Annotated in this window: 8 protein-coding genes; 3 read left to right on the forward strand and 5 right to left on the reverse strand. The window is 58.9% G+C overall.

Features of this window, described 5'->3' with window-relative positions; translation table 11 throughout:
* Window positions 1-297 (forward strand): hypothetical protein (locus ASD03_RS40140; protein ID WP_210177767.1); only part of this gene is annotated, 297 nt, incomplete at its 5' end.
* 71 nt (window positions 298-368) lie between these two features.
* On the opposite strand, the gene traG is transcribed toward ASD03_RS40140, so the two are convergent.
* The 3 genes from traG to ASD03_RS17175 all read right to left on the reverse strand — a co-directional run bounded on the left by traG (window position 369) and on the right by ASD03_RS17175 (window position 2,792).
* On the reverse strand, window positions 369-2,291 hold the full coding sequence (gene traG, locus ASD03_RS17165; RefSeq protein ID WP_057214372.1) for a Ti-type conjugative transfer system protein TraG: 1,923 nt from the start codon (window positions 2,289-2,291) through the stop codon (window positions 369-371).
* 14 nt (window positions 2,292-2,305) lie between these two features.
* Entirely contained in the window at window positions 2,306-2,518 is a 213-nt protein-coding gene (locus ASD03_RS17170; RefSeq protein ID WP_057214376.1) for a conjugal transfer protein TraD, read from the reverse strand.
* A gap of 73 nt (window positions 2,519-2,591) precedes the next feature.
* Window positions 2,592-2,792 carry a TraC family protein gene (locus ASD03_RS17175; protein WP_057214379.1) on the reverse strand — a complete coding sequence of 67 codons (201 nt, stop codon included), beginning with the start codon at window positions 2,790-2,792 and terminating at the stop codon, window positions 2,592-2,594.
* A 199-nt stretch (window positions 2,793-2,991) separates the two neighbouring features.
* Here ASD03_RS17175 and traA point away from each other — a divergent pair, with 199 nt between their 5' ends.
* Window positions 2,992-7,599 carry a Ti-type conjugative transfer relaxase TraA gene (gene traA, locus ASD03_RS17180; protein ID WP_347376827.1) on the forward strand — a complete coding sequence of 1,536 codons (4,608 nt, stop codon included), beginning with the start codon at window positions 2,992-2,994 and terminating at the stop codon, window positions 7,597-7,599.
* A gap of 239 nt (window positions 7,600-7,838) precedes the next feature.
* Here the strand turns inward: traA and ASD03_RS17185 are convergent, their stop codons facing one another.
* Window positions 7,839-8,081, reverse strand: coding sequence for a hypothetical protein (locus ASD03_RS17185; protein ID WP_057214385.1), 243 nt, complete (start codon window positions 8,079-8,081; stop codon window positions 7,839-7,841).
* A gap of 265 nt (window positions 8,082-8,346) precedes the next feature.
* On the opposite strand from ASD03_RS17185, the gene ASD03_RS17190 reads away from it, so the two are divergent.
* Window positions 8,347-9,801, forward strand: coding sequence for a TrkH family potassium uptake protein (locus tag ASD03_RS17190; protein WP_057214389.1), 1,455 nt, complete (start codon window positions 8,347-8,349; stop codon window positions 9,799-9,801).
* A 137-nt stretch (window positions 9,802-9,938) separates the two neighbouring features.
* On the opposite strand, the gene ASD03_RS17195 is transcribed toward ASD03_RS17190, so the two are convergent.
* Entirely contained in the window at window positions 9,939-12,296 is a 2,358-nt protein-coding gene (locus ASD03_RS17195; protein WP_057214392.1) for a Wzz/FepE/Etk N-terminal domain-containing protein, read from the reverse strand.
* Window positions 12,297-12,348: the final 52 nt, after the last annotated feature.

Raw genomic sequence — 12,348 nt, forward strand, 5'->3', positions numbered from 1 at the left:
CTGGTTCAAGAACCGAACGGCAGATGCCTGTCGCGCGGAAGGAAGAGATTTAGCCGATCGGCGCAAATGCCGATCAATAACCAACCGAACCCAAGGAAAGCCGCCAATCGAAGGCGTTTCGCCCCTTGTGTTCTTTCATTGGAGATGACGATGACGATCGAACAGCACATCGAGGAACTGCGCGCTGAATTGCAGTATTGCCCGGACGCCGAGGAGCGCCACCAGATCGAAGCCGAACTGGAAGCGGCACGGCAGGAACTCGTCCGTCGCAACACCGATGACCCGCCTCCAGAATAGAGGCCGTGCGTCATCTTGCTTCGACCGCAATCTTTTGGACGTATCGCCGAGCGGTGACAGGATGTGATCGTTCAGGTCGCCGGTGCCTTGACGAACCGGTTGGGTTCGACCGCCGCATTCATGTCTTTTCTCCGGAAATAAATCGCCCGTCCGCAACGCAACGGACTGTGACCCTGGACAATGATGATCTGCTCGTCCTTGCGCATCGACTGGATGATTTCGTGCGGCATAATCAGCGGTCTGCGCTGAAGGCTGACACTCTCTGACCGCCTCGAAGCTTTGTCAGAGCTGCTCCCGCCGATATTGCGGGACCGGCCCTCGACCTCAACGGTCATTTCGCCACATTGAGCGGAAACGTTCCGGGCCGTGTCGAGCGCCTTGATTGCCGCATAGGATGCAAAGGCGCATCCATCGATCCATGAGGTCGCGCCATCACGGCCGAAGTGCTTTTCGAGCTGGCCGACCGATTGATACATCAACATCAGCGTGATGCCGTATTTCCGGCCGTAGTCGCGGGCATCCTCGAGCACGCGCATGAAGCCGAGCAGATCGATCTCATCGAGCATGAAGAGTGCGCGGCGGTCGAAGGCCCCGTCGGCCTGGATCATGGCATTGATCAGTGAACCGACGATGACGCGGGCAATGCCCGGATAGCTGCGCAGGATCGAGGCGGGAATGTTCAGGAAAACGTCGATCGCGCCCTTGACGATATCACCCGATTTGAATGCCGTCCCGCAGACGAGCGCGGCATAGTCGTCGAGCGATAGCCATTGTGTATCCTTCGACGCGGTAGAATAGACGCCACTGAAAGTCTGTTCCGTCATATTGGTGAAGACGCCCAGCGTCTCGCGGACAAAGGCCGATTGCGATGTTTCCTGAATGTCGCGCAACATCGCCAGGACTGACGGTTCGGGCTCGGAAACAATCTGGCGCAGACTGCGAAGATCGCGACGGCCGGCATAGTCCGCAGAGAGCATGATGTGCGCCAGCAAACCTGTCAGAAGATTGTGCGCCTGGTTCTGGAAATATGACCCCGTCGATGTTTCGATCCGAGAGCTTTCCGACAGAAGCATGTGAGCAACCGCGACGATGTCCTCTTCCTTGGATTTCGAGGTTTCAATCCAGTCGAGGACGTTGAAGCCCCAAGCGGGATTGGATGGGCCAAGTACGATGCAGTTTCGTTTGAGCTTCGTTCGCCGATGGGCAACAACCATCGGCGCTACTTCGGTCGAGGGATCGAGGCAGATCAGTGGTCCGGTATAGCGCAACGCTGTCGGAATAACATTGCTCGTGGTCTTGTATCCGCCTGAACCAGCGAAAAACAGCATATGAGTGGAATCGAAATCTTGCCTATAGGTGAGCAGCGGTGCCTTGCCGCCTTTCCCCCAGGTTGACCGGTCGTCAGGCCGAAAGGGGACACGGTGGATCGTCTCGAGATCGACCCGGTAGCGCTCGCCAATGACGATTTCGCCATCCGCCGGAAACTGAGTGGCGGCGGCAGACATAGACAGCCAGTCGGCGTCGCCGAAGGTGCCCCGCCGGGCTCGTTTTACCGGTCCACCGATGATTATGGACATACGGGCGGAGATCGCCACGATGGCAAAGCCGCCGATTGCGCCTGCGGCTGCGTAGAGATCGAGATAGGAAAACGCCGCTGCCCAGCTGACCACTCCAGTCTGAACGAAGGGGGACAGTCGGGCGTGTTCCCGCACAGCGTAAAATCCGCCAATGCAGAGAAACGTGATGACATTGACAAGCGCGATCGGTCTGCGCCGGTGCAGAGGCAAGATTGCCACAGTAATGAGCCCCGAAATCGGTCCAAAGAAAAGATTGGGAATCGGGGACGCACGCATGAACCAATAGGCATACTCGGGCGCAACCATAGTCGCCATCGTCGGCCACTTGTAAGCTGTGATAAGCAAAGTCGCGAGGCTCACTGCTATTGGCACGAGTGCCAGCAGGACCATCGGGCTGAGTCGTCGTTTCGCCGCCATCCCGCACTCTCTGTTTATAGTTTGATCAGTGCGCGGGCCTCCGCCCGAAAGGCCTTCGCACCGAGGGCGCATAGCCGATCATGCTCCGCCGCCCCGACTGGAACCCGGCTCGCCTCGATCAGCGCTCCGAGCAGAAACGCCCGATCGGCGTTCCTTAAGCCTGCCTTGATGACCAATCCGCCGAGGATGATCTTTTCGCGGGTTTCGCGCTTGCGCTCTTGAGTCATCCTGCGTTGCAGCTTCCGTTCGAGAAATACAATCCGCTGGTCAAGCCGCCTAAGCGGATGGACCGTCGGCCCCTCAGACCCTTTCGCGAAATCGCGTGACGATCTCTGCAAAAATGGCGTCGAGCTCGCTGTCGGGAATGTCGAGTTCGGCGAGACCGGCTTTCTGCGCCATCCGGGCGAAACGCTCGTTGGCTTTAACCAGTAGGTTCTTGCGTTTCGCCCGCAGTGTTTCGATCTGAGCGTCGATATCGGAAATGGTTGTTTTTGCGCGCACCTTTCGTCCTTCCTCTGTCTGCGATGAGACGCGATTATACTGTCTTAAATTTAGTAGTCAAATCGTCGGAAATGAGGTATTGGAAAATGAAACTCCGAGCCAAAGATGAATCATGAAGTGCTACTAAGTAGGCGGATGGCGCAATATACGTCGCAGTTGCGACGCGCTTGGGAGGGGAGCTTGACCTGAATTGGCTATCATGTTTGTGAGGGCTCAGGTGATCAGCCGGAGTGCCGGACGCAGTATCATCTCTGCAGCTGCCTATCGTCATCGCACCAAGATGATGGACGAACAGATCGGCAAGGAATTCCGCTACTATGGCGATGCTGCGGAACTGGCGCATGAAGAACTTGCTTTGCCCGCCGAGACACCCGCATGGCTGAAGGCGGCCATAGATGGGCGGACGATCGCTGGTGCCAGTAAAGTGCTTTGGAACGCGGTCGACCGTTTCGAGACGCGCTGCGATGCGCAGCTTGCCCGCGAGATCATTCTCGCGCTTCCGGTGGAATTAAACCGCAAGGAGAACATCGAACTTGTGCGCGACTTCGTGCGGGAAAACCTCACGTCGCGGGGAATGGTCGCCGATTGGGTTTATCACGACAAGGACGGCAATCCGCATGTTCATATTATGGCAACGCTGCGCCCTTTGGCCGAGGAGGGGTTCGGGCCAAAGAAAGTCGCGATCGTCGGTGAAGACGGCCAACCGGTACGCGTCAAAACGCCCGACCGACCTGAGGGGAAAATCGTTTATCGGCTGTGGGCAGGCGACAAGGAAGCGATGAAGGAGTGGAAGGTTGCCTGGGCGGAAACGGCAAGCCGCCATCTGGCGCTTGCCGGTCATGACTTCCGCCTTGATGGTCGTTCCTACGATGAACAAGGACTTCGCGGACTGGAGCAACGGCATTTCGGTCCGGATCGTGCTGCGCTTGTTCGTAAAGGCGTCGAACCCTATTCTTCACCGACTGCATTGGCCAAGCGCTATGAGATTGCCGACCGGCTCACGGATGATCCGACCTTGTTGCTCAAGCAACTCGCCATCGAGCGATCGACCTTTAACGAGAGGGATATCGCCCGCGCGCTACATCGTTATATCGACGATCCGATCGTCTTTGCCAATATACGCGCCAGACTGATGGCATCGGACGATCTGGTGATGCTGCAGCCGCAACGGCTAAACAGTGAAACCTGCAAAGTAGAGTGTCCGGCGGTGTTCACGACGCGCGCTCTGGTCCGAACCGAATATGAAATGGCACGCTTGGCAATTAAGTTGTCGAAGATGAAAGGCTTCGGTGTCTCTAAGTCCCGCGTTGACGCTGCCGTTACATCAATTGAATCTGAAATGTCTGCCGGTGGTGTTCGGCTCGCAACAGAGCAAATCGATGCCGTCCGGCATGTTACCGCCGGTGGCGCAATTGCCGCGGTCGTCGGTGTGGCCGGCGCCGGTAAATCGACATTGTTGAGTGCCGCCCGTACTGTTTGGGAAAATGAGGGGCGGCGTGTCGTCGGTGCGGCACTGGCCGGCAAGGCTGCTGAGGGATTGGAGGAAAGTTCCGGTATTCTCGCCCGCACCATCGCCTCCTGGGAACGTGCCTGGGAGCGAGGTAACGATCTTCTCGGAAAAGGGGATGTGCTGGTCGTAGACGAGGCCGGAATGGTGTCGTCCCAACAAATGGGGCGTTTGTTGAAGCGTATCGAGGTCGCGGGCGCAAAGGCGGTGCTCATTGGTGATCCGATGCAGCTTCAGCCGATTCAGGCCGGTGCGGCTTTCCGAGCGATTGTCGAGCGCATCAACTCTGTAGAGCTGGCCGGTGTCCGGCGGCAGAAAGAGGAATGGGCGCGTACGGCCTCCAAGCAATTTGCCCGCGGCGATGTGAAAGCGGCGCTTGCCGCTTATGGCGAACGCGGGCATATCGTTAGCGCCGAGACCCGTCAGGCTGCCATCGAGCGCATCGTCGTAGACTGGACAGCTGCACATCGCGAATTGGTAGCGAACGCCAGGGCGGAAGGTCGCAAACTTCGTGGCGACGAACTGACTGTACTTGCGCATACCAATGACGACGTGAAGGTGTTGAACCGTTCTATTCGCAATGTGCTTTCGACGGATGGACTGTTGTCGGACAGCCGGCCGTTCCTGACCGAGCGCGGTATGCGGGAGTTCGCGGTTGGTGATCGGATCATCTTTCTCGAAAATGCCCGGTTCGTCGCGCCGCATGCCAAGAACCTTACTGTTCAGCACGTGAAGAACGGCATGCTCGGGACGGTTTGCTCGACGGCAGCCGGAAGCGGGACGGCGCTGCTCACGGTGCGGCTCGACAATGGACGCGATGTCGTTTTTGCCGAGGATACCTATCGCAATGTCGATCATGGCTACGCCGCGACCATCCACAAAAGTCAGGGTTCGACTTTTCATCGCGCCTTCGTGCTGGCGACCGGCATGATGGACCAGCATCTGACGTATGTCGCGATGACCCGCCACCGCGATCGCGTCGATCTTTATGTTGCTGCGGAGGATTTCCAGCGGAGGCGGGAACGCGACAGAGCGCCGCGTGCCGACTACACCGACGGGGTTAGCGGCGAGCTTGTCGAAACAGGAATTGCGACGTTTCGACCGCGCGACGATGTAGGTCCAAGTCCCTATGCCGATCTTCGTATTGAAGATGGAATGACTCATCGTCTGTGGGGCGTCAGTCTGCCGAAGGCGCTGAAGAATGGCGGGGTGCAGGTCGGCGACACCGTAATGCTTCGAAAGGATGGAACAGAGAAGGTCACGGTCAAGGTTCCAGTCAACGATGAAGACACTGGCAAAAGACGCTTCGAAGAGCGTGTTGTCGAGCGCAACATCTGGAGAGCGGGTCTGATCGAAAAAGCAGAGGACCGACAACGACGGATTGCCAAGGAAAACCGTTTGCCGGACTTATTTCCGCAGCTGGTTATACGGCTCTCGCGTTCGGGCGGAAAAACGACCACGCTCGATTACGTGACGCAGGATGCATACCGATCACTGGCAGAGGACTTCGCGAAGCGTCGCGGAATTGAGGTAGTGTCTGGCTGGAGTCTTGTTGAGAAGGCGGATCGTACACTGAGCTGGCTTTCCGATCAGCGTGGTCGAGTGGTTAGACTATGGCAACGCGCCAACTCCGCGCTTGATATTGCGGCTGAGCATGCCGAAGGCATTGAGGCAAGTAGCAGTGCAGCCAGGCGGCAGGTTCCTAAGGTCAGTGCGGATGAGGATCCAGAATTACTCCCGGCAACGATTTCGTTCTCGCGGACACTCGAGGAAGATGCTCGACTTGCGCACCTCGCATCACCTGCCTGGGCGGAGCAGGAAGCGATCATCATGCCTTTGCTCAAGCGGATTTACCGCGATCCGGCGGCCGCGCTTGCGCGGTTGAACGAACAATCCTCGAATACCGCCAAGGATCCGCAGCTGATCGCAGACCGGCTTATTCGATTCCCGAAAGCACTCGGGAAACTGCGTGGCGGCGCTAACCTTGTCGACGGTCAAGCGGCCAGGAAGGAGAGGGCGGCGACCTTGTCAGCTGTGCCAGAGCTCGCGCTTTTGGCGCGAGCTCTGGCGACGGAGTTTCGTAGCCAAGAAGAGCGCTTCCTCAACCGCGAGCGAATGCGCAGATTGCATATGAGCTTCGTTGTTCCGGCACTTTCCAAAAATGCAAGAGCGCGGCTTTTGGAGATCGAAACGGCCTGGGAGAAAGGGGGAGATGAGGCATATCGATCCGCTTTCCGGATCGCCACGGAGGATCGCTCAGTGGTCCAGGAGGTCAAGGCCATCGACGATGCACTGACCCGTCGGTTCGGATGGCTTGCGTTTTCCGACAAGGCAGATGGCTTCGCTAAGCGCGATACGGCGATGCGTTTTCCGGAAAGCATGGTGGAGGAAAGGCAGGCCGAACTGACTGTGCTGTTTTCGGTCGTTAGACGGTTTGCGGCGGAGCAGCGCATGATAGAAAAACATGAGCCCGCTCAACTCATCGCGCCGGCAGCATTTGCTCCGCAGTATGCGGTCGCGTGCTTGCCAATGTTGCCAGCTGTAACCGAATTCAAGATCCGTGTGGAGGATGAGGCGCGGCTCAGGGCGGTGGAGGCCCAGCATTACAGGCAGGAGAGAGCGGCACTCGGGCGAGACGCAGTTCGGATCTGGCGCGATCCGGCCACCGCGGTTACGACGATCGAAAGCCTTGTAACAATGAAGATCGACCCCGAACGCATTGTGCATGCCATTGTCGCTGATCCCGCCGCCTATGGCGCCTTGCGTGGCTCGGACAGGGTGTTGGACAGGCTCCTGGCAGCAGGACGAGAGCGTCGGGAAGCGATGCAGTATGTCAATATCGCTGCCGCCTCCATTCGCGCCATGGGGCGCTCCTACGCCGCCGCCTACGAGGCGGAGTTTTTGGCGGTCAGGACTGAACGAAACCGCATGAGTGTCGCTATACCAGGGTTGACCAAAGAAGCTGAGAGTGCGCTCCGTCGTTTGACGGACCAGACGGCGAAGAATGCGAAGCATCTCGCGGGGAAGGTTCGGGCGCTTAATCCGGAGATCCGTGCGGAGTTCACGACTGTCTGCAAGGCGCTCGATGCACGTTTCGGACCGGGAGCACTCGCCCGCGGCGACAGACATGCGATTAAAATGGTGCCGAAGTCGCAATGGGCGGCATTTGAGGCGATGCGCCATCGTATGCGCGGGCTTCTGCGCGCCACCGGCGCCTACGAAGCTGAGGAGGCAAGCGTCGGGAACCAGCGCCGCGCCCTTGCCAGATCGGGCCGACGGGAGCCGGAGAGCGGCACATGACTATGATCCGGCGTATCAACGCCGGGGCCACTTCTAGTGTATCAAATCACGCAGGATCTTGCGGCATTGACAGAAGCTCTCTTTCCAAGCTGGCACCGTGCCCGACGATGCACAACGTTCCAGCCATCCGAGCTCTGAACAAGGTCGGGCGATGTTGCCGCGAAGCTCTTTAAAGCCGAGCGCGCACAATCCCCTCGCGGAAAAATTCTGCGCTGCAGCCAACTCGGTGCTGATGATCGCTAGCGCCGCGCCGCGCGGCTGCTCGCCGGCTCCAGCCCTTTGCCGCGATAGGCCACGGGGATGCCCACTGTCTCGTGGGCCGTTGCCAGCGTTTCGAGCCAGGTTGCCAGTTCGGTGGGTACCTTCTCGTCGCCGGTCTCCATCGCCTCGATCCACGCTAGATTGCAATGGAGCGCGCTCGCGAGATTGATCGGCGTCCAGCGAAGGGCAAGTAGGCATTGGGTAAATCGCGCGGGGGTCATTTCAGGGCTCAAGTTTGCAGGGGCGTCGGTTCGATGAGGCTATACACGCAGAAATAAGTCAAGGTGATGACTTGTCGCGCCACGATGATGTGATCGCGTTCTGGTCCACAGCAATCGTCGACACTAGGAAAAACTGCTGTGATCGTTAAGCGGGATGTCCAACTTGCGTTCGTCGGCGCTGGCCGCTAATCCCGATGTTGATGGCAAGTGACAGCGACTCGCGCGGGCGAGTGGACAAGGACAGCCAAGACCGGGGCATTGACCGTTGAACGCGACCATTTACCAGTCTGCCATCAACATTGCCGCAAAGGTCGGCCTCTATCTTTCGCTCGCGATGTTCATTCCGGCGCTGGTCGATCTCTATTTCGGCCATCCGGACTGGAAGGTTTTCGCTGTTTCGGCGTGTCTGATGGGTAGCCTTTCGCTGGTCACAATGGCGGCTACGCAGGGCGGACCACCGGCATTCAACCGGAAAATGGGCTTTCTGCTCGTCAACCTGTTGTGGCTCGTCGTCTCGTTTGTCGGTGCCATTCCATTCTGGCTATCCTCGGTCAATCTCGATTTCGCCGAGGCGCTGTTCGAGTCTGTCTCTGGCATCACCACAACCGGCTCAACTGTCATTGCCGGTCTGGACAATGCGCCACCCGGTATTCTTGTTTGGCGTTCGCTGCTCCATTGGCTCGGCGGCATCGGGATCGTCGCGCTCGGGCTGTTCGTCATGCCGTATCTGCGCGTCGGCGGACTGTCGTTTTTCAAGATGGAATCGTCCGATACCACCGAGAAGCCGTTTGCGCGCATCGTCACCTTCACTCGTGCCTTTATACTGATCTACATCGTCCTGACGGTCACCTGCGCGATCATCTACGGCTATCTCGGAATGGATCGCTTCGATGCGATCAATAACGCGATGTCGACGATTGCGACCGGGGGCTTTTCCACCCACGACGCCTCGCTCGGCTATTTTAACAGCCTGCCGATCCTGTGGGTGGCGACCTTCTTCATGACGGTCAGCAGCCTGCCGTTTTCCGTGCTGATCATCTTTATCGTGCGCGGCCGGCTGGACACGCTGAAGGACCCGCAGATCATTGTTTTCCTTTCCTACCTCACTGTGCTCGCGATTGGGGCCAGCTTGTTTCAACGGTTGGAAAACGGCATCGACTTTCACGAGGCGCTGGCGCATTCGTTCTTCACGGTATCGTCGATCCTGTCGACAACAGGCTTTGCCAGCGATGACTACATGCTGTGGGGCGACTTCATCGTCGCACTCGCCTTTGCAGCGACCTTCATGGGCGGGTGTTCGGGCTCGACCGCTGGCGGCATGAAGGCATATCGCTTCATCATCATCTTCAATTCCATTCGGGCAGGGCTCTATAGGCTCATCTACCCGAACGCGATCCACACGGTTCGCTACGGCAAGGCGCTGGTCGATGTCGACGTGCAGCGGACCGTCTTTTTGTTCTTCACGGCCTACATGATGATCTGGGCCTTCGGCAGCCTGGCCATGGGCGCTTTTGGCTATGACCTTTTGACGTCGGCGTCGGCGATCGCCACGGCGCTTTCAAATGTCGGTGCCGGGCTCGGCCCGATCATCGGGCCGGCTGGAAACTTCTCCACCTTGTCCGATCCGGCGCTCTATCTGCTGTCGGTCATGATGCTGCTCGGCCGTCTCGAGATCCTGACCGTTCTGGTCATCCTGACGCCGCTGTTCTGGAAGGATTAAGGCACGAGCGTTTCCGGGTTGAACGAAATTGCATAAACGGCTGTATCTCTTTGTTATTACGCATTTCTTGACGGGAAACCGCTACGCACTTGCCCTGGAAATGCTCTGAGAGCCCAAGCGAGTCGGGCTCTCGAGGTTCAGACCGGCTCCACTTCGCGCCGGGTCGCTGAGTTGTCGACGTAGTATTTTTCGAAGCGGTGGCGATAGTGTTCGGCTGCGCCGAAGTCGCTGTATTTCGCCAATTCCCGCATATCCGTCTTGTTGAGGATGACGCCGAGGATCTTCGAGTTGATCTGCGGTTCGGCGTGGAGCAGGTCGCGCACGAGCCGTGACGGTGTGCGGCCCCATTCGGCCACGAAGAGGAAGCCGTCGGCAAGCGGCGAAAACGCCTTGCCATCAACGACAGGGGCGAGTGCTGCGAGGTCGACGATCACATAGTCGAAGGACTTGCGCGCGTTCGCGATCAATTCCTCCATGGCCGGCGAGGCGAGCAACTCGTGGCTGTCATGCGGGTAGTGGTTGGTGGCTTCGCCACCGACCGGGAAGATCGCAAGCTTCGTCTTGTGGTCGATCTTGATACCGGCCGGCCAGGATGTCTCGCCGGTTAGCGCCTCGACAAGTCCGGTCTTGGGCGCCGGCGTGATCATCTTGCTAAGGCCGGGCCTGCGGATATCCGCATCGATCAGCAGCGTCCGCTTGCCGCTGGCGGCGAGAAGGGCGGCAAAATTGGCAGCGACGATTGATTTCCCTTCATCGGGAACCGCCGACACAATGCCGACCACACGGCAGGCATTTCCATGCAGCATCTGGTCACAGGCGAGCTTGGCGTTGCGGAACGTCTCGGTAAAGGAGGAGCGCGGCGCGTCGAGCACGATGCGGCTGACGCGTTCGAAGGGCACCGGCTCCGGTGTCGGTTGTGGTGGTCCCTTGTCCTTCACAAACCGGGCACGCATATGGTCTGTGGCTGTCGCCGGGCGCGGGCCGATCAGCGGGACATAACCGAGCGCCCGATGCCCGAGGATCGAACGGACGTCGCCTTCGAGACGGAACGTGCGCTCCCGGAATTCCTGAAACGCCGCAAACGCCCCGCCTGCCATCATGCCGAGCACGGCGGAGAGGGCCAGGATCATCGTCTTCTTCGGGCTTGAGGGCGAAACAGGCACGCCGGCTGCGGAAATCACCCGAGCCTTGGCAATCGGGAAGGAGCGCTGTTGTGCTGCCTGCTCATAGCGGCCGAGATAGGATTCATAGAGTGTCTTCAGAGCTGCGGCCTTCTGCTCGAGTTCGCGCAGATGGACGAGCGAGCGGTTTGCGTCGGAGTTCCGGCCGGTGGTTCCCTCGATGTTTTCGCGCAACGAGGCTTCGCGGGACCGCGCGACCTCGTATTCATTGCGATAGCTCGAGGTCAGCTGCTGCAGTTCCTGATAGATCTGGCGGCCGATATCGTTCTTCTCCGCCCGCAGCGATACCGCCTGGGGATGATCGGCGCTAAAGCTCTGGGTCACCTCCTGCTCGCGTTTGCTGACGGTCAGATAGCGGGTCCTGAGGTCGCGGATCACCGAATTGTCGCCGTCCTTCGACGAGATCGTCGCATTGTCGACCGCCTTTTCAGGGCCCTGTTCGACGATCGCCTGAAACTGCTTGTAGCGGGCCGAAGCGGAGGCCGTGTCGGCCTGGGCAATGATCAGCTGGCTGTTGAGATCGGCGAGCTGCTGCTCGGACATCAGTTCTCCCCGCGCCGAGGTCAGCCCGTTGTCGGTTCGGTATTGTTCGACTTCCAGCGAAGCGACCTGCGAACGCTGCCTCAGGTCGGCCAGGCGCTCCTGCAACCACACGGATGCCCGTTCGGTCGCCTCGAAATTGGCGTTCAACTGGTCGGTCAGGTAGGAATCGGCATAGGCGCGCACCACCTGCGCTGCCAGCTGCGGATCGCTCGAACGGTAGGCAAGGGCAACGACCGAGCTTCGCGAGACGCGTTCGACGGCGAGGCCCTGCTGGATAAGCGCGGCTGCCTTCTGTCGCCGGCCGCTGCGTGCGGCCTCTTCCGAAACCGCAGAGCCGCCCGTAAACACACCGGTGATCGATTTCATCCAATCCTTGACCACAGCGAAAGCCGAGCGTGGCGGATTGACGATCGTGTCGTTGTCGGCAAGGTTGATCTTGTCGACGACGCGCAGAGCCAATTCGCCTGATTTGAGGATCTCGACGGCGCTGGCAAGTTGGGTATCGAGCAGCTGGCTGTTTTGTGGGGAAGCTTCTTCTTCCGCGAATTTCGAGAGGTTCTCGTCGAGCAGGATCTGCGTCATCGAGGTATAGTTCGGCGTGGCGAAAAGCAGGTAGACACCGCCGAGAACGACGAACAGGGCGACGAACAGCCCGACTGTCTTGCCGCGACGAACCACCACCGAAAAAAGCCGGTCAAGGTCGATGAAGCCATCGGATTCCTCGGCTTCGCGGGGCAATACGCTACTGAACGGTAGACTTCTTTGTTTCATTGGGTCGCTCTGTCCGTTTTCATATAGCTATCGGCCGGSGCCCCCACATCTC

This window comes from Ensifer sp. Root127, assembly GCF_001425225.1.
Taxonomy (GTDB): domain Bacteria; phylum Pseudomonadota; class Alphaproteobacteria; order Rhizobiales; family Rhizobiaceae; genus Ensifer; species Ensifer canadensis.